Consider the following 26,980-nt stretch of genomic DNA (forward strand, 5'->3'; position numbering starts at 1 on the left):
TAACCTTGCTAAATTGCAACATTCTCGTTAAACAATTCCTTTATTCCTCGTCTCACTTTATCATCTGGGACGCCAGCTTTTTTCAATCGTATTGCATAAGTAAGCTCTTCTATAGTCTTTGTATCAGTAAGATGTATCGCATCTAATTTAAAATCCATCTTACTATGTGCAATACCATTACGAATCTCTCCAACTCTTCCGCATATAGCACTTATTATTTCATCCGTATAACCGCCATAATTACGACTAATAAAAGGTTTTATGATAGCTTCGCAATCATGAATTGCTTTTTCAACATTTTGCGCATAACTATTATCTAAATTTGACACTGTCTTTTTGATACTAGCTGCATACTTTTTGGCATCTCCTGTGTGTGACTTTCTATATTCTTCGATTATCTCAACTATCTCTTGCTTTGTAGATATGTATAAATCCGAACGATCATAGTCCTGCCCATATATGTTTCTGAACTCTCTTTCAAATTCTGACATAATCATGATCATTCTACCTGATGAAAAATGTCTTCTGTCATCAATAGAGTTACAAATATGTGCATATCCCATCTTTCCAAGCTTTATAGCTTTAAATAGATTAGCTGTTTTGCTTTGAAGTACATCATATTTTATGATTCTATCTGCTGCCTTTTTGTGTGTCTCTTCCTCTTTATTTGCCGGAAATACTATTGTTCCAGCGAAATCTCTTTTACCCTCTTTGTTATAAAAGGCTTCTATAGCGTTGAAACTCACATTATTTCTATAAGTAATAAACTTTAAAAAGCATCTCGCATGATAAACAACCGTTGTTAAATCATCAACTCCAATTGGTTTTGAGAAAGTAAAATACATATAACTTGCAGCATCAATCGGATTTAACGCTGTATTATAATGCATTGTAGCAAAGGCATCTAACTCAATAGCTGCACTTAGCCCTCTCTTTACCGAATAGCTTCCGCAATCTCTTTTTGTTTCCTCATCAGTAGTTGAAACCGTCATCTTCTCTATGTAATTATCCTCGCCAAATTTTACGTCATTCCGTAATGCTATTTGCGGAGGAAAGAAATAATTAACTTCTGGTCCCGATACTCTAATTCCTTCAATCTGATCAAAACCGTACTCTTCTCTGCAATAGTAAAACCAATTTACTTCATAACTTTTAAATCCATGATAATTTGAAGGTGAGTCTTTTACCGAAAAAACTATCCGATAGTGTTCAGAGGTTATACCCTCCAACTTAATGCTTTTTATCCATCCGCCAGACTTCGGCTTGTTCAGATTTTCAAAAAAGGCAAAGATATCTGCTGCCTCTTCCCATTCTTCTAAGTTAGGTGGATACAGGACTATGGAAAAGTCTTCCTCTATAAACTCAAATGGATAATCTATATCATTATATTTTAAATATCCCAATAGTCTTTCCGGCTTTTTTACAGACACCCTCAATACCTCCTCTAAATCAATGGATGCTTTTTAAAATCCCATGATGTCTCGAATGAATCCCAATCGTCTTTACTTATCTCTAAATTATCTTTTGTTTTTTCCTCTACCAAATGCTTTTTGTTCTCATCAATGACAAACGGCAGTGATTCTACTGTACCAGGAACATAGTTCAATGTTGGGTTGATTATATCCGCGCCAAATTGTGCTGTATTCGTGTTTAAATACCCCAATGCGTACATCATATTATCTGATAAGTTAAACACGCCTGGTCCTGCATCACTTGCCATTATTCCCTTAGGTTTATACCTAAATGAAATCTTAGAGCTTGAAATCTTGGTCCAAGTAAGGCTTTCATTAAAGCCTATATCAATATTCACCAATCTTCCACCAGTAGCACCAACGACAGCTTTTCTTATATCTTCGCCGTCATTATACCAGTTAAACAAATACTCATTATTCCCATACCATCTCCGGAAATCTCCACCTTTGCTAAACGGAAACCACCTATATTTTTTATCTGATGTTTGCTCAATAGAACTATATCCAAATCCTATATTGGAATAATCAACTTCATGCCATCTTCTTAAAAATCTATTGTTGTCTGTTGTTGACATGCCACTTTTAGGTGCACCAACATCCTTTATTTTGAGTCCATCAAATTTCGAAATGTATTCGTTTCCAGCCCAATAAGCAAACGGAGCACCTGGTATTCTTTCAAAATCCACCTGTTTTGCAACATTCAGTCCTTTTCTTTCGAAAAACCACATCTCTTTTGTTTCCACAGTAACCACTTCAACTGTTTTGTTAAACAAGCGTAAGTACGTACCTTTATATAAGCTTCCTGCACCATTTCTGAACACAAATGCCGTCGTTCCAAAATCAGATCCAAAAATTCCCCTTCCAAGATGCAACATATTTGTTACAGTATACTTTTCGATAATGCTATATCTCAACTGTTCATAACTTGAAATGAACATCCAAACAGGAATATTAATCATTGCCATGTTGCCATGTTTTTTACACATATGCATTGTTTTTTGCATAAACATTGTGCTTAAATCAGACTTAGTATCAGGATATTCTTTTTTAGCATATTCAGACAGCTTATTGTTCATATTATTACTACCCATGTATGGTGGGTTTGTAACAACAACATCATATTTCTGCACCATAAGTTTTGCCTGAAGCATCATAGGTACAACTTGGTTAAAGATAACTTCTGAATTGATAGCATCAAACATATTTTCATAGCTTGTCTTATTTCTAAGCTCTTCTACCTTTTGTTCTAATGTACCGAGCTCATCTCTAGTAATATCAATATTCAAAATAGATCCATATTCCTTGGCATCTTCAAAAACATCTATTAGTTTTTCACCTATTATTCGTGCATCCCCAAGGCATTCCAGAACCGACTTATCAAATCCGTTGCTTTCGCGGATAGCATAAACATTGCAAATAACATAATCACTTAAAATACGGCGATTGTACTGTCTGGCCTTCATGAGCACAGCAAAATAAGCGAGCTGTGCTGCTCGTTCATCAATATCTAATCCAAAAAGATTGTTTTCTAGAATGCTTCTTGCTGCATCTCTCTGTGTATAACCAGCAGACTCATAAATCTGCATAAGGACATCAAATGCGTAAACAAGTATATGACCGCTACCCATGCATGGATCAATAACCTTAATATCCCCAGGTGTCAGTTTTGCATATTCTTTTCTTATTTCCTCTAATTGTGCCTTTACATCAGCTTCTTGTTCAGCTTCATTCAAGTAGTACTTCCAACCGGATTTTAAAGTGTCATTTGGATGGCCTTCAAGCCATAATCTTCCAAGGCTGTTTTCAACCATGTAGCGAACAATCCAGTCTGGTGTAAACAGCTGAGTTGCAGATGGAATACGTTCTTTTGTAACCTTCACATTGTTCTTAAGAAGCGCAAATGTTTCATCCTTAAGCTCAGCGTTATAATACTGATAAAGCCAGCCAATGATCTCAACCTGACCGCCTTTTTCAATATTAAAATCATCCTCTTCAATGTCATGCACAAGATGATAAATTACACCGTCCTGATCTACAAATGAGACATTAAGAAGTAACTCTGAATAATCACTTGTATTCTCAAATAGTCTTGGAAGCATAGAATGAAGGGTATTGCACTGCATTATAAAGAGCATTCTAAAGCATTCATCAAGTTTATTATCATTCTTAAGCTCGATTATCTGCTGTTTCTCAGATTCTGACAGTTCCAAGTCAGCATCAAATGGAGTTGTTACAATATCTGGCTCAAGCTTTCCTGTTTCCGATGAAAGCACTCTAATATGCGCAGGCATATAGTCATTTACTTCCATGAAACGTACAGCAATCAGTCGATTAAACCATGTATAAGCAACCTCTTCAATAACACTACTATAAGCAGTAGCGTAGTCTGATTCCTTCTCTTTTTGTCTAATGATATCTACAAGCCCTTTACGCTGCTTAATTTCTTCACCACGAATGGCATATGGCTCCGCTGTTCCTATATCATAAAACTCTACATCAAGTGTAGACTGAAAAAGTGCATCAGAAATCCCTTCTGATGTTATTCCCATAAGACCTGCTTTATAACTAACATCTGCTATTAACTTGTTTCTTGCCCATATAGCAAAATTTCTGATTGCTGTTTTATTCACTGTCTCACCTCAATAATTAATTCTTTTTGAAGTCGTTAAACTTCTTGTCATCCATCATAATAGCTTTGCTGTCTGCAAGAACTTCATAAAGCTTGCCATCAGTTCCAAGTTGTACTTTTTTGTAGTTGTACTTAACACCATCGTCAAGATCAAGCTCTGTTCTAGCCAATGCCAAGTGACCAATCTTTTCATCATAATCACGGCACTCTTTGAGCTGCTTCTGAAGCTTTTCTTTACGTTTTGTTGCAGCACCAACCTCACGGCTATTAGTACTATGATCAATCATATCCTGCATACGTCCAATCTCTGACTCATATACACGCTGCATTCTATGAAGATAATCCACACGCAAGTTACCGATTGTATCAGCATTATATCTATGAAGATAAATAAGTGCCTTAAAACCATTCTGCTTACCACTGTCAAATAGCCAGTAAATAGGTCTTTTACCTGAGCCAGTAACAGAGTACGTCTGGCAATGATCCTTAAAGAAATCAGAAACAAAATAATTTCTGATAATCTCTCGTGAAGAATTACCTTTGTTTCCAAGAGCTTGTGCTATGAAATCTAAATTCTGCTCTAAAGTATCTTCGCCATATACCTTCTTGAGCCAGTCTATAAAAAGACCAACAATGTCATCCTCAAAGTATTCTTCATCAGTGATTGGAATGATATTGTCAGCATCAGGGATAAATGTCTTATATTTGCTTGCATCCCATTCGCCGCCTGCATAAGCAAGCCCTTCAACATCTAATGAATAGCGTCCAAACATACAACCAACTGCATATGAAAGAAGGCTTTTAATGTCACGTTGTAAATCAGCTTTACGTACTGTAACATCCTTATCCTCAACCTCAGGAGTAAGTTCATCCTGTAAACCATAAATATCTATGAAAATACGGTTCAGCTCTTCCTCGTTTGCCTTAAGCTGATTGAACCTGTTATCACACTCAGCTTCCCATTCTTTGTATTTATCTGAAATTAATCTTCCCATTGTGTCTCCTTTTGCAATTGGACTTTTCGCATACTCATATGAAGTCTCAACGTATTTCAAATCATCCTTCGAGTTCTCAATACACTTATTGACTAATATTTCCACACTAACTTTGTTCATTTCTATAATTGGCATTGATCTTACATCTTTGACTTGGAAATGCAAAGTTGGATTCATCATTGCAGCAATTCTTGAATATACAACAGTATTTAGCAACCCAAGCACATAGTAATAAATGTCATCATTTACAATTATTGTAGAGCCATTCTTATCATATGTGGCCCCCTCTGGCATAACTCTAAATCCAGGAGTAGTAGTGGCAATAATCCCCCATGTTATCCCCCTCTTATACCAATATGCCTCATTTATTATTTGTGAAGCATGTTTTCCATCACCATTCTTATAAATATTTCTTGCGATAGGTGACCAATTAACAACATATTCTAAATTTCCCCACCATTTACGATATGATCCGCCTTTCGCATAAAAAATCCATTTTTCTTTATTTCCTACATCATTATTATTAAGTTCCCAATAACAACGAACGAACCGATCATTATTTCCTGTAATGTTTTGCGATGGAGATACTGACTTGCTAAAAAGCGTATCATGATCAAAAATTGATAACATGTTTTCACTTGCCCAATAGGCTATAGTTTTCCCTGGAAGCCTCTCAAATTCAGATTGAGATGTAAAAAAGGCATTGCTACCCTTTAAAAAGCTAAGTTCCTTTTCTCTTGTATTCGGCTCATCAATCAATCTCAAATATGATCCTTTGTATTTTTTCATCTGATTTTTCATAAATACAAATGCTGTTGATTGAACAACTTCACCAGCTATATCATCAAAAGCTCTTGGTCCCAAATGAACCATATTAATAAAACAATCTTCATCAATTCTTAATCTGAGTTTTTCAAAACTTGAAAGAAACATCCACGCTTGCTGAGTTATCATTGAATAATATGCATTTACTCGGCATAACTTACTACATTTCATTATAAACGCAGCAAATAAATCCCCTTTTCCTTCTGAATAGCTTTTTGAAAGATAACCTGACAACTTTTTATTCATGCCTGATGCACCCATGTATGGTGGATTGGTAATAACAATCTCGTACTTCCTTGCCATTGTCTCGCCAATTGCAATTATATCTAGCAATCTATCTTGTGTTTCATCAATACCAATAGTATCTAATGATATCTGACCTTCTACACTGTTCTTAGCAGCAAATCTTCTAAGCAGCTTCCAATCATAATTTTTCACGTCAAGAATAGAACCATATTCCTTGGCATCTCTAAACGTATCAAGGAGCCTTGTTATCTGGTTCATTGCATCATTTTTTTCAATTTCATTTAAATCAGCACCAAAATACTTAAGCTGATTTCTGTTTATACTATTACTATCTTGAATAGCATAAACATGGCATGGTGTTTCTGCAGACAGTATTCTCCTGTTGTACTGTCTTGCTTTCATCATGACAGCAAAGTAAGCCATCTGATATGCTCTGTCATCAATGTCTAAACCATATAAGTTATTCTCTAAAATGCTCTTAGCAGCATCTCTCTGCGAATAACCAGCAGACTCATATATCTGCATAAGCACATCAAATGCATATACTAAGATATGTCCACTACCCATACATGGGTCTATAAAATGAATATCTTCTGGATTAAGCTTTGCATATTCAGCATGAATCTCATCAAGTTTTTCCTGAACATCAGGCTCTTGCTCTGCCTCTTGAAGATAATACTTCCATCCTGCCTTTAGAGAATCATTTGGATGTCCTTCTACCCAAATACGGCCAAGGCTGTTCTCCACCATGTAACGAACAATCCAATCCGGTGTAAAGAGCTGTGTTACTGCTGGAATTTCTTCTTTTGAAATCTTTCCATTCTTCGCAAAGGCTTCATTCTTAGGCTCAGTATTGTAGTACTGATACATCCATCCAATAATCTCAACCTGACCACCCATCTCAATATTAAAGTCTTCCTCAGGAATATCATTTACAAGATGGTAAACTACACCTTCCTTATCTATAGCAGAAATATTAAGAAGAACTTCTGTGTAATCAGATGTCTTTTCAAAAAGCGCAGGCAAAATTTCATTTAAAGCATTACATTGTTTGATGAAAAGCATTCTGAAACATTCATCAAGCTCATTATCATTTTTGAGTCTGATGATTTCTTGCTTTTCGTCATCTGTAAATGGCAATTCTGCATCAAATGGAGTTGTAACCAAATCCGGCTCCATCTTGCCGCTTTCAGATGAAAGCACTCTGATATGAGAAGGTAAATAATCATTTACCTCCATGAATCTAACCGCTATAAGTCTGTTAAACCATGTATAGGCTACACCTTCGATGATATATTTATATGCAGTAGCATAGTCTGTTTCGTTAGCCTTTTGATTAATTGCATTTACAAGGCTGGCTCTCTGCTTAATGGCTTCACCTGTAATTGTATAAGGCTCGGCTGTTCCTATATCAAAGAATTGTGTTTCTCTTGTAGACTGAGGCAATGCCTCTTTGATTTCCTCAGATGTAATACCCATAAGTCCAGCACGATACTCTATATCAGCTATTAACTTATTTCTTGCCCATATAGCAAAGTTTCTTATAGCAGTTTTATTCATGCCTTATTATCTCCAATCTTAAAATTCTACATTTACGATGTCATTCTCATTTAATTCATCAAGCAATGACTTCTTAAGCTGATCAATATATTTATCTACATCCTCAGCCTTTTCTATTCTCCATGATGAAGTATGTGCAACAGTCTTGATTGTTACATTCTTTGTCTTCTTCTTAGGAACCTTAACTACTACATCAGGTGTTGGCACATCTCCACTTGCTGCATTTTCAGCTGCCCTCTTTGCAGCAATAGCAGCATCTAACTCATTCATTTCGTCTAACAAACGAATCTTAAGAGCACTCGCTTTATCCGCATAAGCTCTAAGTCTAGAAACATTGTTACATGTATCTGCACCATTCCAAATTTCAACAAACATTTCCTGATACTCAGGCTTCTTTTCATCTTTATATTCCTTAGTATCAACTACCTCTATAACTCTATCTCTATCAGCTTCGATAGATTGTTTTACTGGTACTGCAGCCTTTTCAAGAATGTCTGTATAAGCGTTCATGAACTTATTTCTAAGGTCAGGAAGCTTTGGAATCTCTCTGTATGGAGCCTGCATCTCAACAATTGATTTAATCTGAGCTACAATGTCCTCCAAGGCCTTATCTACAATGTATGTTTTACTATCATCATATATTTCAAGCATATCGAGAGCTCTTGTGAATATCTGCTGTTGCTCACCACCAAAGAATGTTTTTACCGGCTCGTAATCCTCCGCATAATCAAGTAAATCATCCTGGTGCTTAGATACATACTCATAAAACTCTTTAGGCTCTGTTATCTGTACAACTGCCTGCATGAGTTTCTTTCCATCATCAATAACCTTCTTTCCTGGATATACGTACTGATTGTAATTAACTAAAAGAGTATTCATCTCACCAATTCTGTTCTGTGAATACTTTTGGAATGTTCTCATACCACTATCTTCATCTTCCGATGTAAGTGAAGTTCCAAATAGTTCTTTAATTACGGTCTGTACTGCCTTCTTTTCTTTTTCAGGTACACGGACTCTAACTTCCATGAGAAGCTTGTCTACGTACTGCTTTTTAATAATATAATCAACAATTTCATCTGCCGACTTATTCATTACAGTTACAACAGATCCGTTGACCGTAAATGTTAAGTCGCCACGCTTATATAATCTAGCTACCAACCAATGAACGTCATCCTCTACGAATCCATATGGAGCAGACATAAATCTGTCTTTAATAGTCTTCATGGATGTCTTGATATGTATCTGTGAGTTACCTGATATAAAATTAAGTACATCGTCAAGTGCGTGTTGGTTAGACTCACCTTCACTACCTAAATCAAGCTTTAACTGATTTGTTGCAGCAAACATCTTTCTAATATTGGTCTCATCAAATGCTGCATCAATATATGAAAGCTTGTGATAAACTGTCTGAACCAGTCTACCAATAGCCTCATTGATTCTAGATGTAACTTCCTTTGATGAAAGGTTTGCCACATCGCCATTTACATATATTGTTGATTCTTTAAGTGCTTCTGTAAGGTAAAGCTTTGCATTAGAATTACGTTCACGCATCTCAACGCGCTTAGCTTCTTTAATAGTTTCATACTTAGTGAGCTGCGAAGATGTATTAAGTCGAAGGAATTTCTCAATCTTCAAATATGTCATAAGCTCTTCAAGGAAAGCTGCATCGTTTGGAAGAAGTACTACTACTTCCTGGCTTGTTCCTGACATCATACGAAGAGTCGCATCATCATTGCCACCATCATACCAAGGAGTAAGAACACGAAGTCCTATATCAAAATTCTGATTAGATTTGTATGGTCTATCATCAACTATCTGATTAAATGAGAATGCATATCTACCATTAAATGCTGGATAACGATATCTCTTATCGGAAAAGATATCCTCAAAAATCATTTCCGAAACTTTGTTAATGACCTCAGCCATTTCAACATTCTGGCTTTCAATCTCTCGATTAATTTCCTGCTCTTCATCTGTAAGGAAAACAAAAAGGCTACCATTCTTCTGCACAAGCATCTGCTGCTGAAGGACCTTAAGTGCCTGCTCAACCCTTTCCTTTAGCTCGATACGATCATTATCAATGTTATCAATCATAAGGCTAGTGATATTCTCTACATTAGCCTCAATCTCAAGTATGTACTTAATCATAAAAAGAGTCTTGAGAACATTAATTGCAAATACATCCTCAGTCTGTCCCTCTGGATTAATCTTTGTGTTATCAAAAGCCCTAATAATTACACTTCTATGACTATGATCCAAGAAGTTTTCAAGAGCGTCATAGAATCTATGAAATGGCACAATTGCACCTTCTGATTCTTCCATGATTTTTACTGCGGATTCTTTGAATAGTGCAAGCATTGAGCGCTCACCTTCTGATAAATGCTTGCCTGATGCACCATGCGTCCTTATCGATGTAAGTACACTCGCCAAAATATTAAATTGATATGGTACGAACGGATATACACAAGCAAAATCATTTTCATCTGAGTAAAGCTTTTTCTCTACGCCATCATTAAAAACAATAAGATTCTTGATGATAGTAGCCTTCTGCTCATAGAGAAGTCTAAGTGTCTGTGCGCCAGTCTCATTCTTATCCAGAATTCTCTTCTTGATAACCTCATCAACATTTGCCGATGAAAGAGCAAGTCGTGTGGCAAAACGCCCCTGAATCTTAGAGAAGTCATTTCCCTTAACTTTCATAATAGAATCAACATCCTGCTGGCTAGTAACAACAACCCATGCTTTACCGTAACAAGCTTGACTCAACTCATGTCGTACTGTTTGTAAATTCAGCATCAAACTTGAATCATCACCTATATACTGTCCTACTTCATCAACCATAAAAACGACGTGGTGATTATTTCCCTTCTTCTCAATATATTCTTGAACTCTTTTTGCAAATTCTTCAATACTTATTCGATATGGCTCAGTTGCCTTTTCACACCAGTTGCGAGCAGCAGCTTCACTCATGAAATCAATCTTTACAAGAGCCTCAACAACATCGTCCTGTATAAAATCAAACTTATGACGCGATTCTTCCCAATCTGAACCATATTCATCTGCGAATGCTCGTTTAAAAACTTCATACTTGCCTTCATCTGTAAGCTGACTCTCTAAATCTGCAAGATGTGGTAAGCTTCCGCAAAACCCACGTTTTTCGTTAAATACTTTTAAGAAAACATTTACTATTGCATCTTTATTTTGTTTGCTGTTGCTATCACTCTTTGCATCAATATCAAACAAGATAACATCTGTTGATGTTTCACTAGCCAAACGCATATCTGCAAGAACCATCGCATCAGAAATCTTATTATCATCAACAAAATAATCAATTGCCTTTTTACCACCAATTTCTTTGTTATCCAGGATATATGATAGTATCTTTAAGAAATGAGATTTACCACTTCCAAAGAAACCTGAAATCCATACTCCCACTTCTACAGTATTGCCAACGATTCCCTTTTTATATGCTTCAAAAAATGTTGCAAAGTGTTTCTGTAATTCCCTTGTAACAACATATTCTTCTAATTCCTGTGCTGGATTACTTGTTTCACCCTGTCCAACCATCACTACGCCTTGAATATCTCTATCAATACTCTTAGCAAACATATCTTTAATCTGCATATTAGTTCTCCTCCTAACTACTTCACTAACTTAAATGCACGATAATAATTATCATCTTTTATTTCGCCAAACAAGATAAGTTCTTGTTCGTTATATACTCCTGGGAAAAACATAACTACAGGAGCTTTTACAAATGATTGATGCAAATTGTTCAATACCTTATGTGATCTAAGAATTGGAAAGCACTTTCCAACTCCTGTAAGGAATACAACAGCATTATCTGGTGTATTATCCTTGATGTGCTGAACAATAAGACTGTCATCGTCATTAATCTTCATCGAATTACTAACAGCTTTTGTTATTTTTTCAAGTCCCTTTTTCTTTTCGAACTTGTAGCAATCCTCTAGAAAATCATTCTCCTTAAGGAAATCAATGATAATGTCGTAAAGATCAAAGACTACTAATTCAAATTCTTCGTTTCCTTTAGAATTTCTATTTTGCATGTATTTGATTCTCTCTCGAACTTCCAATTCCTGTTCTGGCGGATAATCAAACACCCAATAATTAACTTCGTTTGCTCTACCGCTACTCTGACGGAATGTTGGCTTCTTAATCGCCTCTTCCATCTGATCTAGACGCTCTGCTAAATCTGCCATTATCTAACTCCTTCCAACGCCTTAGCTATCTGTCCATATCCATAATCGTCAAGCCAATGCTTTAAAATCGGATCAAGAACGGGCTTCAAAATCTCACGCTCTGTTCCTCTATTATTGTCATCAAGTAATCCTGCCTCAAAAAGCATTGTCTTATAGCTTCTAGAAAGCCTTTTAACTGTAGCTTCAGTTAGCTTTTCGACATCCTCATGCTGTTCCTGCTTATTCTTAAAATAGATACTAAGATCAGCATCGGTTAAAACATTATTTCCAATAATCAGCTTCTCTCGAACTACTTCATATACAAAATCAAAGAACAATGTATCATGTGCTAGTGTTCCTGCTAATGCAAATAGTTTCTGAGTAGAAACATCACTATCCATAAACAATGGATAAAAGCTCTCATCCAAGGATTTGATTCTCGCTGTACAAGTTGAATAAATCATCTTGGCTCTAGCTGGTGTACTAGCTCCAAATATATTCTCTTCTTCACTGAGCTTTTTTATCTCCTCAAAAGATTTTCCAGACGATAACATCTGGACCTCTTTCCTAAACTCCATAAACCAAAATGAGAACTTTACTGCTCCTGCGCTATATTTATTTCTCTTCAACTGTGTTTCCTCCGTCATCTGGAATCATTTCCATAATGTCGCCAACATCACACTTGAGGAATGCACAAATTCGAGAAATTACATCCATAGATACATTCTCATTTCTGCCCATTTTTGCCATAGTATTAGGACTTGCTTTAATCGCATCCTGCAAGTCCTTTTTTTGCATGTCTAAATCAATTAGCATCTTCCATAGTTTCTTATAACTTACTTTCATACTTATTCCTCGCCAAATGTAAACAACGACTGAAAATTGCTTATAAAAGCACTGTTTATATGATAACATTTGGCTAGAGAAGTAGCAATGAAATAACTTCACAAACCTATAGTTGAACTTCACAAAGATATATCCCAATTCTTATGCTTTTTTCTAGTTAATCACCCTATTATTCTAATAATTTAGGCTTAATTAAAATTATTAAAACACACCATCTTTTACACATTCACTAAAATATGAACAGGTAATACAACACTGCCCACAACTTCTCTTTTCAATCCTTTTCTTTTTCTGTAACCAATAAATAAGTTTCCTCATAAACATCCTTCTCCCCCTTTTCCGCTATAGCACATTTCATATAGCTTATAATTGCATCGATTCAAGATAATTGTCTCCTCTACTGAATCGCCCATCGTCCAGTAATAATATCCTTCATAGTAGTAATAAATATGTTCTTCCCCCCAGAATATCGCTGGAAATCCGAAATGTCGTATATAAGTCACTATTTTAGGAAATTCCGACATATCGTTTTTATCTAGCTTGTCCTTAACTATATACTCATGCGGTGCTCTATCAGCATACGTTTTTGCAAATATCCAGTTTTGTCTATTTATAAATTCAGCAAAATCTTTTTTCTCCATATAAAACCTCTACATACTAAGATTTTCCATTTTTTATCTATTTTATATTCTACTCATGACATTGTAGTTTTATCGGACAGCTCAAAGCCTTGATTTTGCTGCATTTTTACATCAAAAAAGCAGCATCTAGTCAACTCTTTAGACCAAATGCTGCAAATCTGCATCAAATATAACACCTAAAAGGCTCATAATATTATTTTCTGTTGAAAAAGTCAGAACTCCCCTCTTTTTCTTTAAACGCGCTTTTGATAATTATTTCATACTGTTTTTCATGGACTCCATCATAATATCCAATAAATGTTGCTGTAAATCTGTCAGCTTCTCAGTCTCCTGTTCATAATATGTACCGGCCTTATCCTCAGAAATCATTCCCTTTTCTATCATGTCATAAAACATCCAGAATTTGAAAAACCATTCTGCAGATTTTTCAATATCTTCCCTGGTGCATTTAATTTCTTCCATGGTGTTTACCTCCTGAATGAAATTAGACTAACATATTTCTATGTCTAAACCGTTAACCTATTCTGAAGTTCTTTCTTATACATCTCTACTACAGCCTCTGGTCCCGTAATCGCAACATCTTTTCCAAGGCTGAATATCCATCCAAAGAATTGTAAACTAATGGCAACATCAACAGCTATCTTGCTTCTTCCGTCATCTACTGGACGAATACTTATATCTTTTCCGAATCTATCTATAAATATACCTACTTTTTCATTAGGAAACTCAATATGTACACGTTTGATTTCACCACCAAACATTGAAAAGTTCTCAAGGGCATATGTAGTCATATCAAAATTTTTAAAATGTTCCTCCCCATCTCGCTTTTTGTCAACAACGGAAAGTTTCATCATCTTATCTACACGATAATGCTTTACCTTACCATCCTCTGAATCATAAGCTACTAGATAATAGTTCTCATCTGCCCACGTAAGAGCCCATGGACTCACCTTATATTTTTGCCCGTCTTTGCGTGGCTCCAGCTTTTTGTCAATAGTCCATGAACAATACAAAAACTCTATCTGCTTATTATTCATTAGCGCTGTATGAATCGAATCCACAGAATAATAAATACTTTCATTCATAGTCTTGATTCTGTCATTGACGTAAACCTGTCTTTTCAGCTGCTTCGCCTGGTACTCGCTAACAAAAGCATTCATTTTTTTAATTAAAACATCCGATTTACTTTTTGATATGAACTTCGAAGACTGAATTGCATCAATCAGTAGCTTTACCTCTGCTAACTCAAAAGTACGACTGCCTACATGATAATAAGTCTCACGACCTTCCTGTTCCTTAATAACCTCGATACCAAGCTCATTCTCCATAACTTTAAAATCATCGTAGAGACTCTTTCGTTCCGCGGTAATATCGTACTTCTGCAGTTCCTTTATAATTTGAGGCAGAGTAAGCCGATGCTCATCATCTGTCTTTTCCTGCATTATTTTACATAGATAACTTAATTTTAATTTTTGATTAGCCCCTTTAGACATAAAGATACCCCCTATTTATACTCAATCTTTCTTGAGTATAGCATAGGAGGGATGATTATTGGACATATTCACATAATCTAATTCTTAAAAATATTCTGTCTAGTATATTCCGTTATTAATCTTATCTTTAATCTCATCAGCCTTTTTTTGACAAGATTTCATCATCTCAATAAGCTTCCTATGATTTTCCCAATGAGATGACCATAGTTCTTTACCAACGACTTTTTCAAAATCAACCTTAAGTGGCGTGTACTTTTTCTCAAAGTTCGACAATCGTTCTATTCTCGCTGCTAAATCTTTTATGCCCCTAGACTTTGGAGATAATTTGGCATCGCCTAGCATCCACTCTTTCCAATTCTTGTTTCCTTTACTCTGATTACATTTGCCGCAAGCAGGCACAAGATTATGGATTTCCGAAACATAGCCCGTAGGAGCTTTATTAATTATTAACGGTCTAAAATGATCCCACTCTGTATATTTGTCACCACAGTAAGCGCAACAAATTGTTTCCCTAGTCATCCCTAAAGTTCTTAAAACGTCATCAAGTTCTTCTTCCGATGGTTCTATAGTTGGTATTATCCCATTTACAAACGCATTAGTAATGCTAGACGTTCTTCCTGTAATTTTCATCGGTGTAGGCATTCTAAAAACATCTTTAGGCATATTCTGTACCCCCTATTTCTCGACAAGTCTAGACTTCATATTACCAATTATATCAAACAATCCCTTATCAATCACAATTGGATTAGAAAAAGCATCAACAACAATACCAACAACATCGGCATCATTTCCTAGCGCCAGCTTCATTGCTTCAAAAAAATGCTTCTGGACTTTAGAAAAATCATTGCCGTAATCGCCCATTTCCTCCCTACTTGAGAATACAGGGAAGTAATACTTGTCACCATTCTTAAGTATATCTGGAATCATCCTGATATCATCAAGTGCTGAAAATGTTTTGCCTACAATTTCTTCCTCATCCCTCTCTGCTAATTCTTCGAGGAATTTCTGATCAGCTTCTCCCATTACTACATTACATGGAATCCAAACTAGACTATCCCTCAGTAGTTCAAGCACATCGATGAAGTTACTTTCAGTCTTATCATCATTGAATGCTGCAATAGCTTCTCTTAACATACTGCCATCAGCCAAATCTTCAGGTGTAAGTTTTTGACTAGGATTCATATCACATAGTAAATGCTGTTTATTATCCTCATCCGTATATACGAAGAATGCAACCTTCTCATGCAGATGATATCCAAAATCCTGATCAGGCTCGTTTAAAAGTTTGCCGATAATGACTTTATCTCCAAGGTCTTCAATGCGTACCCAAACTTGTTCTGGCTGCAAGCCGTCTTTCAAGAGCACAACCTGGACATCATCTATGTATTCTTCATGTCTAAATGGATCAAGAAAATCAAATCTACGACTCTTGGCAACATTCTCATTTTCTTCATAGGTTTCCAGGCTAGAAATCTTATCCTTGAACAGCTCCATATATTCATCGTAAACATCTTCACTAAACAAGCACTCACACTCTTCTACTGCATCAGCTCGAAGCTTATACGTGATATCATTTGGTAAATCATAAAATTTAAAACCACCTTCATCTCCTTGCAAAGCTAAAGAGAGAATCTCAAATGTGAAGCCTGCCTCGTGGTCTACATAACCATAAACTAGAACACCATCAAACACCTCGTTCACATCTAAATCAGCTACAATATCCATTATGTTGTCATTGTTAAGCAATATGCTAAAGTTCTTGTAAAATGGCCTAAAGCCTAAATTCTTGTAGTTCATTATTGCTCCTCCTCATTAAAATAAGCATCCCTTATCTCTTTTGGAAAATATTCTATAGGCTCAACATATATTAATGGTATTAATCTAAAATCCCTGTCAAACTTGTCCAAAATATCTAGAAACTCCTTATCTAGTCTCTTCACCGCCTCCGCTTTCATGGAATCAGGCACTCCGTAAAAGGCCTCAGCGATGCTACCGGCGATGCAGGTAAGTGTGTCACAATCTCCTCCTAACGAAACCGCTGTCCTGATAACATCTTCAAAGTCTTCGCCCTCAAGAAAGGCTGTGATTGCCTCAGGAACAGTCTCTTGACAACTCTCCACATGATGATAAGTTGGTCGAATCTCATCACAAGTCCTGCTAAGATCATAGCCAAACTCTGAAATGATATATTCTTTAATTTCGTCCTTAGTGCATCTATTTCTAGCCATAAAGATTGCACTAGCTACAGACTCTGCGCCCTTGATTCCTTCAAGATGATTATGAGTCACCTCAGCAGACCAGCGTGCCACCTCTCTGGTGCGCTCCAACGTATCAAACATCCAACCTACTGCAGAAACCCTCATAGCAGAGCCATTGCCAAAGCTTCCATAAGGTTGAGGATTGCTAGATTTCAACCAGCCTGCGAAGCTGCCTCCATATTCTCCTTGAGCATATCTTCCGCCAAAGTCCTGCATGCGATCTACAAATGCCGCTTTCATTGTCCGTTCATCTGCATCTGTTCCTACTAGCATAATGGACTTTGCAATAGCAAGCGTCATTACACTGTCATCAGTGTATCTAATCCATTTTCGGGGATCAAACAAAATAAAATCCTTTGTCTTATCCCCCCTGTCGAACTCATATGGTGCACCAATCATATCACCTAAAATTGCTCCGTACATATATCGCTCCTCCTTACTACTCGGCATTAGTCTTTTTCTGATTCTATAATAAAAAAAGAGATGTACTTTAAAAAGCACACCTCACAAACGTAGATTTTATGTAATTTTTAGTCTTTTTTAGTCTTTACAGTTCCTTGAAAATCTCATTATCCTTATCAAAGAATACCCAATCACCTTCATTGATATCCTTGGCCAATAACTCTGCATCTGCCACCTCCATATCAATCTCCTGTCCTGTCTCGTCACGTAAGCGAAGCAACACTTGTGGCAAATAACCTACTGGTCGCTCCTCGCATCCATAGTCTGCTTCTTGGATTTTCTTTACTATGTACTTCAAGCTAGTAACCTTCTTTCTAACATTAATCTTCTATAATATTATGTATTCGCTTTTTATCTATAAATGCAGCTCCTTCTGACGCACACCCAAATAATGTATCATTTATGTTCCTAACTTCATTTTCATATATCTTCTGCATTCTAAATACTGCTGTTTTCCCGTCACGTTTTATAATTGGCTTTCTAAAGAAATTCTTATCGAATCCTGATGCGTATGATGGTGCATTTTCAACACCATCAGCCATTAAAAACAACGCCCTTTTAGGAGATATAGGATATACAGAATACATTGGAATACTTGTCATGCCATCCTCACTGATTCCATCAAATACAGCAGGATAACAATCACTTATCATAAAGTCTTCGCCACCTCTAACCTCAACAGGAAGAAAGTATAAACCTGTTAGTATCAACCCGCATGTATCTCTTACCATAAACGCCTTAACTGGAGAATCAATATTAGGATTATCTAATACCTGCTTCAATGATCTGCAATTCACAAGAATCCCTAGATTTCGTTTCCAGAAATCGGTTAAATCACCATCTTCCTGAAACATCGAATAAAATTCTTTAAACTCATTATCAGTTGACTCACTAAACATTTCCTTAACTCTATCTGCACGAAATCCCATAATAGCAAGAAATAACTTTAGACTATCATCTTCTTCAACAGAAAGAACTACTTCATCTTCTTTCAAAAACTTGTTAATAATCTGAGATGCTTCATTTTCGTATCTAGCCAAATCCTTTTCGATCTTAACAGGCTCATCTGGGTGATTAATTGTATCTCTATAAAGATTTCTTGTCATAAAGATTTCTTCAGTTCTTTTACTCTCAACAGAACCTTTACTACAATCATAGTATGATACATATCCGTCTTCTCTTTTAAAATTTCTAAGTATAAATTGAGGAATATAATGATGTCTAACTGGTTCCTTCATAACAATCCTTTCTAAATCGGAGTGACGTGATTTGAACACGCGGCCCCTACATCCCGAATGTAGTGCTCTACCATCTGAGCCACACCCCGAAAATACTTACTTCATTTTATCATAACAGATTTATATTTTGTCATTTCAACATCCCCAAATAATCACAATTATATGGTATCTTAAATGGACAAAAACTCTTAGAAAGAAAAATTATGGGAATACTAAGCAAACTATTTAAAACAAATAATACATCAATACAAATGGAACCTAGAAAATCATTATATGATGAAAACTCAGTATATTTTGCTGTCATAGATACTGAAACCACATGGTCTGATGAAGTTATGTCTATTGGTATTGTAATTGCTGACGCTAGCACAAACAAACCAATAGGTGGACAATACTATATTATCAGCCCTACATACAGAAAAGGTGGCATGTATTCTGGTGTTCTAAATATCCTGAAAACACAAAACACTATAACTAATTCTAGGCGAAATGTATTAGCTGATATCAAGAGCTTATTATCTGAATATCACATTGAAAAGATACTAGCCTATAATGCAAAATTTGATTTCAACCATTTGCCAGAGCTTAGAAATTATGAATGGTGCGATATTATGAGACTGGCTGCATATCGCCAATACAATTCATCTATTCCTACACGAGTAGAATGCTGTAAAACCGGTAGGATAAAAAAAGGATACGGTGTTGAACCCATCTATCAAATGCTAAGTGGTGATAGAAAATACCGCGAAATCCACAACGCATTTACTGATGCCGTAGATGAGCTAAAAATAGTGGAAATGCTAGGACATGATATTTCAACTTATGAAATAGGACGTATTTAGATAAGAGGTTAAGATATGGGATTATTCTCCAGCTTTATAAAATCATTATTTCCCACTCCAGAAAATAAATATATAGAACAAGAAAAGACTCTTCATAAGGCGCTCTTTGACAATATCGATGGACGCAGTCTCGATGATAATCAAAGAACTGCTGTTGTCGATGATTCTCCTCGTCAGCTTGTTGTTGCAGGTGCTGGTAGTGGTAAAACACTAACTATCTCCGCAAAGGTCAAATATCTAGTTGATGTTAAGGGCGTTGCGCCAGAGGATATATTGCTTATTTCATTCACCAAGAAAGCAGCAGACGAAATGCATGAGCGTATCAAAAGATTGGGTATTGATATTGACTCATCTACTTTCCACAAGTACGGCCTTGGTATATTAACTGAAGTAGATAAAAAGCAACCTGATGTAGTTGACAACATAAGCGATTATCTTGACAAATACTTAAATGAAATTATTTTTTCAGATGAGCGTAAAGCCAAAGAGTTTCTTTCTCTTATCGGTCTTATGATGCTCCCTATTTCCTCTGAAGAAACCACTGTGGGCGATAAGATTCAGATGGAGAATCTGCAGAACTTTACAACTTTACGTGATATGGCTCGTGGCTCAGAGAAACGAACTCTTAGAAATGAACGTGTTAAAAGCGGCGAAGAAGTTTACTTAGCAAACCGCTTCTATTTAGATGGAATTGACTATGAGTATGAAGCGGCTTATCCATATGATGAAATTGACAACTACCGTAAAAAATACCGTCCAGATTTTTATCTCAAAGAATTTGATGTTTACTGGGAACATTTTGGTGTAAATAAAAACAATCGTGCGCCACAATATGACAAGTTCCACGAACAACAATATATCGAAGGAATGAAATGGAAGCGTGAGCTTCATACAAAGAATCACACAAAGCTTGCTGAAACTTTCTCTTGGCAATTTAGAGGTGATGAAATAGACAATGCCATAAAGGCAAACTATGCCAAATATGGAGTAAAAACAAAACCTGTTAGCTACCAGGATATTATTGCGCAGATTGAAGACAACAACAAATACAGCCAGTTTTCTAATTTCAAATCTTTAGTAGTAACATTTGTATCTTTATATCGCTCTTACGGATATAACATAGACCACTTTAGTTTAATTCAGAACGAAGCAAAACGAGGAAACTTTATTCCTAAAAACTATGATGTTAACTGGAAAAAGAAATGTTCTTTGTTGTTTTTGGAGTTTGTAAAAGGATTTTATGAGTACTATATCAATGAGCTCACAAGCGAGGGAATGATTGACTTTAATGACATGATTATTAAAGCATCTGATTACATTTCTCAGGGGCTCTATAAGCCTGCCTATAAATATGTCATCATAGACGAGTTTCAAGATATATCCTATAGCAGATATATGTTAGTCAAAAATACCTTAGATGCTTCTGGAGCCAAACTTTTCTGTGTTGGCGATGATTGGCAATCTATTTACCGTTTCTCTGGCAGCGACATAGATTTATTCATTAACTTCAAGAGATACTTTGGCTCAGTTTCAAGAACAGATATTACAAAAACATATAGAAACTCCCAAGAATTAATTGATATATCAGCACGTTTTATTCTTCAAAATAAATATCAATTACATAAATCACTGCGTAGTGATAAACATCAAGAGTGTCCCATTAGAATTGTGTATTATGCAGGTAGCTTTGAACCTATCATTGATGGAAATGATGATTTCGCAGCTAAAAATGTTGGGCAAGCATTAGATCTAGCATTAGAAGACATAAATAAAAATGCTGATGGAACAAAAATGGACGTTCTCGTCCTAGGACGTATCAACAATGATATAAACATGCTCAGTGATAATCCTAACATTAGCATCAATCAAATTGGTGGAGAAATGCGAATCTTGCATAAGCTTTATCCTGATTTGAAAATAACATTCAGAACTGTCCATTCCTCTAAAGGACTTGAGGCAGACCAAGTCATTGTTCTGAACTTACTTAATGGAGAATTAGGGTTCCCTAGCCAAATAATTGATGATCCAATACTGTCGCTAATTCAAACTAATCAAGAGTCTTATTTATATGCAGAAGAACGAAGGCTCTTTTATGTAGCACTTACTAGAACAAAGAATTGCACTTATCTTCTCTCGCCTGAAATTAACGAATCAATATTTGTAAAGGCTATAGAGGAACTAAAACACTCATATGAAGTAAAAGTTATCGTGCCTGATAATAACGTAAATGCGTTTATCAAAAAACCGGTACTTCAGCATTGTCCAATATGCAAAGCTGGAATTCTTTCTATTCGTCAGGCTAATAATGGTCGTAAGTTCGTCAGTTGCAGTAACTACCCAAAATGCAGTTATGCAAATTGGGATTTAGCCGCTGCTAGAAATAATATTCGCTGCCCAGAATGCGGTGATTTTTTAGTGCAGCGCCGCGGTAAATACGGAATCTTTTTAGGCTGTTCAGGATATCCAGCATGTAAATATACCAAGAATTTAGATAAGTAAAAGAAAGGAGTCGCTTTATGTTCCGTAATTTCTTCAAAAATATTTTCGATTATGATGATGGAGATTTTATCCACTCTACTGGTGGAAATACTGGCATCGATGATGAAGGCCACATGCACATGCGAATGGGTGATAACATGTCTATGGATATGGACTCTGGAGATATTCATTTTACCTCTGGTTGGCCTGATGACAATGACACTTTTAATAATGGCTTTAATGACGACTTTAATAATCCTTGGTAATGCAAAAGGCTCCCACACGGGAGCCTTTTGCCGACTATTATGCTAATGAATTTATTTGTGCATCATGCCAGCAATATATTCCATAAATTGCCGTACCAGCCGCTAGTAATCCTAAAAAAGCAGTACAGGCTGCTCCTGATTTTCCTGACAGTTCAATATTCAATTTTGAATTTTTTCCAGCCTCCAACGTGGCTTCTTCTACTAATTTCAATAGTTCGTCTTTCATTCTATTCCTCCGTTTTAATCTAATTGCAGTTAATATGTCTTGTTACAATATCAATGCGGACAACATTCTATATATTGTCGATTGAATAATTCCGACGTCGTTGGTATTATAATATCAAGCTATAATGTCCGCATCAACAGACACTTTAACTTAAAATGTCCGTTGCGTATAAAAGGAGAATATCATGCCAAGAGGTCAAATATATAAAGAAAAAATAAATAAAGAAGTATTTCTAGAAATATTAAAACAAAAGAATTATTCAATTGCTAAACTAGTTCGTGATGAAATCGTAGATTGTAACGAAAAAACGATTAGAAGATCATTAAACGAAGGTCGTATTACACCACGGTACTTAAACTCAATAGCCCAAAAATTAGATATAGATCCTAGATTTTTATCTGGTCAAATTCATATGGAATTTGATGATTTGGATGAAAAATTTAGAAAAATGTTCTACTCTTATTTAGATGTAAATGAATACCCATTTTCAAGAATGGAATTAGAAGAAAATAAGAAAACAGGAATAACTAATTTTATAACAGCAATATTAAACCTATATGACATTTCATATGAAGAGTATGACAAACTAGATTTTGATACTCAAACAAATATTGATAGAGATTTAATCACAAGCATAGGCGATATATTAATCAAATATTTCAAAAAAGATTCTTATGGAAAAGCGGGCCTTCCGAAAGCAGATTTTTTATTATATGACTTGGATAATTATATTGAAAATCATTATCAGCTAGTTTATGCAGATACCACTTTAAGGGATAAATATACTAATAATCCACCAAAAGGATTTTCTTCAAAAGATATTATAAATATGAGTGCTGAAGAAATATTCGATTTAGATGTAAAACTCGATTGGGAAGCTCAAAAAAATGATTATGACCCGATAGCTTCCAAATATAAAGTTATTAATCCTGACGGTAACAAATAAACAGCCATCTCTGTATTATTTAATAGGGGCAGTCACTGCTGCCCCCAGCATAATTACTTTCTTTTCTTTCCCTTACATTCCTTCCTCAAATTTTCTATAGCCTCAATCTTCTCATCAGTTGTAAGCCACTTATCATGTAAAAGAATATGATACATTCTTTCTTCAACCTCAAGGTCCTCATGAGCTGCTGGTATATACCCATAAAACAGATCGAGCAACTTATCAATCTTTCCAAACGGAGAATCTGTAGTTAATGTAACAATTGAATGACCTAAATCAAATAAATCTGATATTATTTCCATGGCTTCTCTAAGTCCTTCATACGCCTCAACCACAACAGCCATTTCCTTCTTTGTCATTTTTCAAAATCCTCCTCACAAAACCAAATCGTCCTTATGTCTATTCCTATAAGCCGCAGCATCAAAAATCTCAATCCTATAAGGCGTATCCATTAGTTCCGCAACCCTTTTGAGAACTTCATCATAATCCTCCACCCTGAGTTTTTCCTTTGACACTCGCTTCTTACCATCAAATAATTCAATATAATATGTCTCCATAGCACACTCCTAAAGACTCACGTCATCAAGCTTCTTTTCACGATGATTCTTTCCAGTAAACTTCTCTTTCAGCTGATCTAACACAGATGGCTTCTTATCTGCAATAGCATTTTCCATATCATAGGCAGCAGCATAGTGGGCATCCTCTTGAAGTGAATCAAAATCGATTTTCTTAACTCCTGCAGAAGTATCCATCAATTCACTTACAACAATATCAGCTACCACTATAGCAATAGATGCATTAGGTCTATCAATTACGCCTCCATCTTTTACACGCTTACTCTCATCATAGATTGTGTAATCGAAGCCGCCATCAGTTTTCTGAACTGCTAAATATTCTTTTCCAATCTTGAAAGCCACTTCATCATTAGTGGTTTCAAATTCCTTGGCATTTTCTTCTATTCTAATTTCAGCTTCAATGCCATGGATGATTTCATTTGCAGTACGTCTGATAGTTTGCATTGAAGATTTAAGCTCTTCCATTTCTTTTCCTGAGCTCCAGCCTGCAATATAGCCAAAAGAATAATCAGAAGTATCGACACCGAAGTGTTGGCAAACTGCATAAGCTACAGATTCAGCCTCGACCTCTTTTGTTCTTCTATCCTTTTTATGAGCTTCACTTTCATCACCCTTTTCAAGATTTCCATGCAAGATGGAATGAGCCAACTCATGTATCAACGTTTTTAAAGTTTGAGCCTGAGTCATATCCTTCTGGACAACAATTTTATTATTTTTCTGAGAATAGAATCCCTTGGCGCCACCTTCAATGTCTCTATACTCAATAGGCACTTTTGAAATATCAGCTACTGCTTTGGTGAGCTGATTGAACTTTTCTACCTGGCCTGAAAGCATATCTACACCAATCTTTGGAAGCTCTTTTCCCTCGGTATCTGATACATCAAATACCGTAGAAACCTTAAACTTTGTTACTTCTATAGTTTTCTTTGCTCCGTCTTTGTCAGTCTTGTCATCATCCACTTCGACCTTCACTTTCACTGGCGAGATAATCTTGATTCCTTTGGCGCCCTTCTTTACATGGCGCTCAAAATTTTTCTGCCATGCGCCATATCCAGCAACCAAACTAGCATCTGGTCGCTGCATTGCTATTAGCAAAGTGTTATTGAAACTGTAGTTATGAAACTTTGACATTGTAGTAAGATAGGTTTTGTATTTCTCAGAATTAAAAAGATCACGGAGCCCCTGTTCGAGTTTTTCCGTGATCTCTTTTACTTCCATTCAAACTCCTTTACTTCACCAGATTCGTAAGAATCCAACACCTGCTTATAGAGCTCTTCTCTAAATTCCTTGGTTATCGGAAATGCGATATCCTTAAAAATAGGATTGCCCTCTTCATCAACAGTCTTGCTTTTGAAACAAGGCATTGATACAAAAAGATCTCCCTTCTTGCTTTCCACAACCGAAAGATTCTTTACAACAAAACTATCTCCAAATGTTACTGAACAAAGTCCCTTGACGTTATTAGTTGAAGCTTCTAGCTTATTTGTTTTTACATTAATTTTCATGTTCATAGTCCTCCTTAATTTTTCCATTCTAGTGTTGGCCTAAGGCCAATATTTTCGCGTGGCAAGCAATGCATTTGTCTGACAAATGCGTTATGCGGCTTTTACAACTCATTCTGCGAATGAGAGTTTCGGGTACGACTTCGTCTACCCTCTTTTTCAATTTCTTCATCATCCTTCTGATAAAGAATTTCTATATTTCGCTTCGCGATAAAGTACTCATTCATATCTTTTTTAATTTTTGCATACTCATAAAACTCTTTTTTCTTTTCTGCCAGGATTTCTCCATATTCTTTTCTAAGCTCTGGCAATTTAGGTCTAACACCTTTTGGAAGAGTTTTATAAACTTCCTCAGCCGCTTTATAAAGCAAAAGCTCCGACTCATGTTCATCCCAAAACTTCTTGCTGTAGCCACTCTTTTTGTAATCTACAAACACCTGTCTGTTTTTCGCATAGTCAATTACAGCCTTCTGAAGCTTCTTATTTTCTGCCAAAAGAGCTTCCTTTCTTTTCATGGAATCATTCAGTTCTTTCATTCTTTCTGAATGCTCATCAGTGATTTCTTTGAGCTGCACATATGATTCAATGTTATGCTCTTGTAAAAAGAGAATTGTTTTTGCCATCTGTTTTGCATTAAACCTCTTTGCCCAATTTATATAACCAGCACCTTTTCCATTCAAAACTTTGTTTTCAACATCCTTAATAAACTCCAACTTTTTCTTATCCATTTTCCTGATGCGATAGAAGTTGCCTTTGTTTTTTCTCTCAGCATAAGAAGTTGGATTTATAATTGATAATCCATTTTCAGAACATAGAATGTCTGAAATTCTTCTTATAGCATTAGATGAATAATAGAAATTTCTAAATTTCTTCTTCCCATCCAAAGCTATGGAATTGAAAATGATGTGATTATGAATATGAGCCTTATCTGTATGAGTACAAACTGTAAAAGCATGCTTACCTTTAGTAAATCTCATGGCCAGCTCATAACCAATCTCATTTGCTTTTTCTGGAGTTATCTCCCCTGGCTTAAATGACTGTCTTATCTGATAAGCAATGACTTCGTCTTTACGAACTGAACGAACCCTGTCGTGGTATAATTTGTTAGAAAGCAAGAACTCCTCGTTTGCTGTTTCAATATCACAGCCAAAGGTTGTGACGTATTTTTTTTGTTCTGTCTTCAGCTCGTTTTCTGTGTAGTCCATTCTTTCCTGTAAGCACGTAGCCAAATCTTTACCCTTTGTCACATGTAATGCCATCAGTCTTGTAGCTGCCATAAGA

At 35.9% G+C, this 26,980-nt stretch carries 25 protein-coding genes and 1 tRNA gene; 4 read left to right on the forward strand and 22 right to left on the reverse strand.

What is annotated here, in order from left to right:
• Positions 1-8 precede the first annotated feature (8 nt).
• The 16 genes from BM097_RS01520 to BM097_RS01595 form a co-directional block, all read right to left on the reverse strand.
• On the reverse strand, positions 9-1,430 hold the full coding sequence (locus BM097_RS01520; protein WP_090545203.1) for a hypothetical protein: 1,422 nt from the start codon (positions 1,428-1,430) through the stop codon (positions 9-11).
• Between the two features lie 14 nt (positions 1,431-1,444).
• Positions 1,445-4,102: a BREX-1 system adenine-specific DNA-methyltransferase PglX gene (gene pglX / locus BM097_RS01525; protein WP_090545205.1), complete on the reverse strand. Its 2,658-nt coding sequence runs from the start codon at positions 4,100-4,102 to the stop codon at positions 1,445-1,447.
• A gap of 16 nt (positions 4,103-4,118) precedes the next feature.
• Entirely contained in the window at positions 4,119-7,727 is a 3,609-nt protein-coding gene (gene pglX, locus BM097_RS01530) for a BREX-1 system adenine-specific DNA-methyltransferase PglX (protein ID WP_090545207.1), read from the reverse strand.
• Positions 7,728-7,745: 18 nt separating this feature from the next.
• Entirely contained in the window at positions 7,746-11,351 is a 3,606-nt protein-coding gene (brxC, locus tag BM097_RS01535; protein WP_090545210.1) for a BREX system P-loop protein BrxC, read from the reverse strand.
• Positions 11,352-11,368: 17 nt separating this feature from the next.
• A complete protein-coding gene (locus BM097_RS01540) occupies positions 11,369-11,947 on the reverse strand; it encodes a DUF1788 domain-containing protein (RefSeq protein ID WP_090545212.1) in 579 nt (192 codons plus the stop codon).
• On the reverse strand, positions 11,947-12,555 hold the full coding sequence (locus BM097_RS01545) for a DUF1819 family protein (RefSeq protein ID WP_090545214.1): 609 nt from the start codon (positions 12,553-12,555) through the stop codon (positions 11,947-11,949). Before BM097_RS01545 ends, BM097_RS01540 begins: the two co-directional genes overlap by 1 nt.
• Entirely contained in the window at positions 12,542-12,772 is a 231-nt protein-coding gene (locus tag BM097_RS01550; protein ID WP_090545217.1) for a helix-turn-helix domain-containing protein, read from the reverse strand. Before BM097_RS01550 ends, BM097_RS01545 begins: the two co-directional genes overlap by 14 nt.
• A 314-nt stretch (positions 12,773-13,086) precedes the next feature.
• A complete protein-coding gene (locus BM097_RS01555) occupies positions 13,087-13,413 on the reverse strand; it encodes a hypothetical protein (RefSeq protein ID WP_143084943.1) in 327 nt (108 codons plus the stop codon).
• Between the two features lie 252 nt (positions 13,414-13,665).
• Entirely contained in the window at positions 13,666-13,875 is a 210-nt protein-coding gene (locus BM097_RS01560; protein WP_090167807.1) for a hypothetical protein, read from the reverse strand.
• A 44-nt stretch (positions 13,876-13,919) separates the two neighbouring features.
• Positions 13,920-14,906 carry a helix-turn-helix transcriptional regulator gene (locus tag BM097_RS01565; RefSeq protein WP_090545218.1) on the reverse strand — a complete coding sequence of 329 codons (987 nt, stop codon included), beginning with the start codon at positions 14,904-14,906 and terminating at the stop codon, positions 13,920-13,922.
• A 99-nt stretch (positions 14,907-15,005) separates the two neighbouring features.
• A complete protein-coding gene (locus BM097_RS01570; RefSeq protein ID WP_207646777.1) occupies positions 15,006-15,569 on the reverse strand; it encodes an HNH endonuclease signature motif containing protein in 564 nt (187 codons plus the stop codon).
• Positions 15,570-15,581: 12 nt separating this feature from the next.
• A complete protein-coding gene (locus tag BM097_RS01575; protein WP_090167813.1) occupies positions 15,582-16,703 on the reverse strand; it encodes an SseB family protein in 1,122 nt (373 codons plus the stop codon).
• Entirely contained in the window at positions 16,703-17,587 is an 885-nt protein-coding gene (locus tag BM097_RS01580; RefSeq protein WP_090545220.1) for an ADP-ribosylglycohydrolase family protein, read from the reverse strand. The genes BM097_RS01575 and BM097_RS01580 overlap by 1 nt, the downstream gene beginning before the upstream one ends.
• Positions 17,588-17,711: 124 nt before the next feature.
• On the reverse strand, positions 17,712-17,924 hold the full coding sequence (locus BM097_RS01585; protein WP_090545222.1) for a hypothetical protein: 213 nt from the start codon (positions 17,922-17,924) through the stop codon (positions 17,712-17,714).
• 22 nt (positions 17,925-17,946) lie between these two features.
• Entirely contained in the window at positions 17,947-18,864 is a 918-nt protein-coding gene (locus BM097_RS01590) for a DUF4238 domain-containing protein (protein ID WP_090545224.1), read from the reverse strand.
• A 16-nt stretch (positions 18,865-18,880) separates the two neighbouring features.
• Positions 18,881-18,953 (reverse strand) — tRNA-Pro (locus tag BM097_RS01595).
• A 114-nt stretch (positions 18,954-19,067) separates the two neighbouring features.
• Between BM097_RS01595 and BM097_RS01600 the strand changes: the two genes are divergently transcribed.
• From BM097_RS01600 to BM097_RS01610, 3 genes are read left to right on the forward strand one after another with little or no spacing between them, the layout of a single operon-like run.
• Positions 19,068-19,706 (forward strand): 3'-5' exonuclease family protein, encoded by a 639-nt coding sequence (locus tag BM097_RS01600; RefSeq protein WP_242944633.1) that lies wholly within the window; start codon positions 19,068-19,070, stop codon positions 19,704-19,706.
• Positions 19,707-19,721: 15 nt separating this feature from the next.
• The gene (locus tag BM097_RS01605; protein WP_090545226.1) at positions 19,722-22,205 is read left to right on the forward strand and encodes a UvrD-helicase domain-containing protein; all 2,484 of its coding nucleotides are present in this window, start codon (positions 19,722-19,724) and stop codon (positions 22,203-22,205) included.
• A gap of 17 nt (positions 22,206-22,222) precedes the next feature.
• On the forward strand, positions 22,223-22,450 hold the full coding sequence (locus BM097_RS01610) for a hypothetical protein (protein WP_090545228.1): 228 nt from the start codon (positions 22,223-22,225) through the stop codon (positions 22,448-22,450).
• A gap of 37 nt (positions 22,451-22,487) precedes the next feature.
• Here BM097_RS01610 and BM097_RS01615 read toward each other — a convergent pair whose 3' ends face one another.
• Entirely contained in the window at positions 22,488-22,676 is a 189-nt protein-coding gene (locus tag BM097_RS01615) for a hypothetical protein (protein WP_090545230.1), read from the reverse strand.
• 184 nt (positions 22,677-22,860) lie between these two features.
• Here BM097_RS01615 and BM097_RS01620 point away from each other — a divergent pair, with 184 nt between their 5' ends.
• Positions 22,861-23,622 carry a hypothetical protein gene (locus tag BM097_RS01620; RefSeq protein ID WP_090545232.1) on the forward strand — a complete coding sequence of 254 codons (762 nt, stop codon included), beginning with the start codon at positions 22,861-22,863 and terminating at the stop codon, positions 23,620-23,622.
• Positions 23,623-23,675: 53 nt separating this feature from the next.
• Here the strand turns inward: BM097_RS01620 and BM097_RS01625 are convergent, their stop codons facing one another.
• The 5 genes from BM097_RS01625 to BM097_RS01645 all read right to left on the reverse strand — a co-directional run bounded on the left by BM097_RS01625 (position 23,676) and on the right by BM097_RS01645 (position 26,976).
• Positions 23,676-23,981: a hypothetical protein gene (locus BM097_RS01625; protein WP_090545234.1), complete on the reverse strand. Its 306-nt coding sequence runs from the start codon at positions 23,979-23,981 to the stop codon at positions 23,676-23,678.
• 15 nt (positions 23,982-23,996) lie between these two features.
• Complete coding sequence (locus BM097_RS01630) at positions 23,997-24,179, reverse strand: hypothetical protein (protein ID WP_090545236.1); 183 nt, start codon at positions 24,177-24,179, stop codon at positions 23,997-23,999.
• 9 nt (positions 24,180-24,188) lie between these two features.
• On the reverse strand, positions 24,189-25,415 hold the full coding sequence (locus BM097_RS01635) for an LPD16 domain-containing protein (protein WP_090545238.1): 1,227 nt from the start codon (positions 25,413-25,415) through the stop codon (positions 24,189-24,191).
• On the reverse strand, positions 25,406-25,702 hold the full coding sequence (locus BM097_RS01640) for a SpoVG family protein (RefSeq protein WP_072919429.1): 297 nt from the start codon (positions 25,700-25,702) through the stop codon (positions 25,406-25,408). The genes BM097_RS01635 and BM097_RS01640 overlap by 10 nt, the downstream gene beginning before the upstream one ends.
• 101 nt (positions 25,703-25,803) lie before the next feature.
• Positions 25,804-26,976, reverse strand: a complete 1,173-nt coding sequence (locus tag BM097_RS01645; protein WP_090545240.1) for a relaxase/mobilization nuclease domain-containing protein — start codon at positions 26,974-26,976, stop codon at positions 25,804-25,806.
• Positions 26,977-26,980 lie beyond the last annotated feature (4 nt).

Source organism: Pseudobutyrivibrio sp. OR37, from assembly GCF_900113655.1.
Taxonomy (GTDB): domain Bacteria; phylum Bacillota; class Clostridia; order Lachnospirales; family Lachnospiraceae; genus Pseudobutyrivibrio.

What these genes read in the sequence shown, in the direction of transcription:
- BM097_RS01555 (WP_143084943.1), bottom strand. Translation starts at nt 13,413, where the DNA reads ATGGAGAAAAAAGATTTTGCTGAATTTATAAATAGACAAAACTGGATA.
- BM097_RS01605 (WP_090545226.1), top strand. Translation starts at nt 19,722, where the DNA reads ATGGGATTATTCTCCAGCTTTATAAAATCATTATTTCCCACTCCAGAA.
- BM097_RS01645 (WP_090545240.1), bottom strand. Translation starts at nt 26,976, where the DNA reads ATGGCAGCTACAAGACTGATGGCATTACATGTGACAAAGGGTAAAGAT.
- BM097_RS01550 (WP_090545217.1), bottom strand. Translation starts at nt 12,772, where the DNA reads ATGAAAGTAAGTTATAAGAAACTATGGAAGATGCTAATTGATTTAGAC.
- BM097_RS01620 (WP_090545232.1), top strand. Translation starts at nt 22,861, where the DNA reads ATGCCAAGAGGTCAAATATATAAAGAAAAAATAAATAAAGAAGTATTT.
- pglX (WP_090545207.1), bottom strand. Translation starts at nt 7,727, where the DNA reads ATGAATAAAACTGCTATAAGAAACTTTGCTATATGGGCAAGAAATAAG.
- BM097_RS01625 (WP_090545234.1), bottom strand. Translation starts at nt 23,981, where the DNA reads ATGACAAAGAAGGAAATGGCTGTTGTGGTTGAGGCGTATGAAGGACTT.
- BM097_RS01610 (WP_090545228.1), top strand. Translation starts at nt 22,223, where the DNA reads ATGTTCCGTAATTTCTTCAAAAATATTTTCGATTATGATGATGGAGAT.
- BM097_RS01575 (WP_090167813.1), bottom strand. Translation starts at nt 16,703, where the DNA reads ATGAACTACAAGAATTTAGGCTTTAGGCCATTTTACAAGAACTTTAGC.
- BM097_RS01640 (WP_072919429.1), bottom strand. Translation starts at nt 25,702, where the DNA reads ATGAAAATTAATGTAAAAACAAATAAGCTAGAAGCTTCAACTAATAAC.
- BM097_RS01570 (WP_207646777.1), bottom strand. Translation starts at nt 15,569, where the DNA reads ATGCCTAAAGATGTTTTTAGAATGCCTACACCGATGAAAATTACAGGA.
- BM097_RS01635 (WP_090545238.1), bottom strand. Translation starts at nt 25,415, where the DNA reads ATGGAAGTAAAAGAGATCACGGAAAAACTCGAACAGGGGCTCCGTGAT.
- BM097_RS01560 (WP_090167807.1), bottom strand. Translation starts at nt 13,875, where the DNA reads ATGGAAGAAATTAAATGCACCAGGGAAGATATTGAAAAATCTGCAGAA.
- BM097_RS01615 (WP_090545230.1), bottom strand. Translation starts at nt 22,676, where the DNA reads ATGAAAGACGAACTATTGAAATTAGTAGAAGAAGCCACGTTGGAGGCT.
- BM097_RS01630 (WP_090545236.1), bottom strand. Translation starts at nt 24,179, where the DNA reads ATGGAGACATATTATATTGAATTATTTGATGGTAAGAAGCGAGTGTCA.
- BM097_RS01580 (WP_090545220.1), bottom strand. Translation starts at nt 17,587, where the DNA reads ATGTACGGAGCAATTTTAGGTGATATGATTGGTGCACCATATGAGTTC.
- BM097_RS01590 (WP_090545224.1), bottom strand. Translation starts at nt 18,864, where the DNA reads ATGAAGGAACCAGTTAGACATCATTATATTCCTCAATTTATACTTAGA.
- BM097_RS01540 (WP_090545212.1), bottom strand. Translation starts at nt 11,947, where the DNA reads ATGGCAGATTTAGCAGAGCGTCTAGATCAGATGGAAGAGGCGATTAAG.
- brxC (WP_090545210.1), bottom strand. Translation starts at nt 11,351, where the DNA reads ATGCAGATTAAAGATATGTTTGCTAAGAGTATTGATAGAGATATTCAA.
- BM097_RS01600 (WP_242944633.1), top strand. Translation starts at nt 19,068, where the DNA reads ATGGGAATACTAAGCAAACTATTTAAAACAAATAATACATCAATACAA.
- BM097_RS01565 (WP_090545218.1), bottom strand. Translation starts at nt 14,906, where the DNA reads ATGTCTAAAGGGGCTAATCAAAAATTAAAATTAAGTTATCTATGTAAA.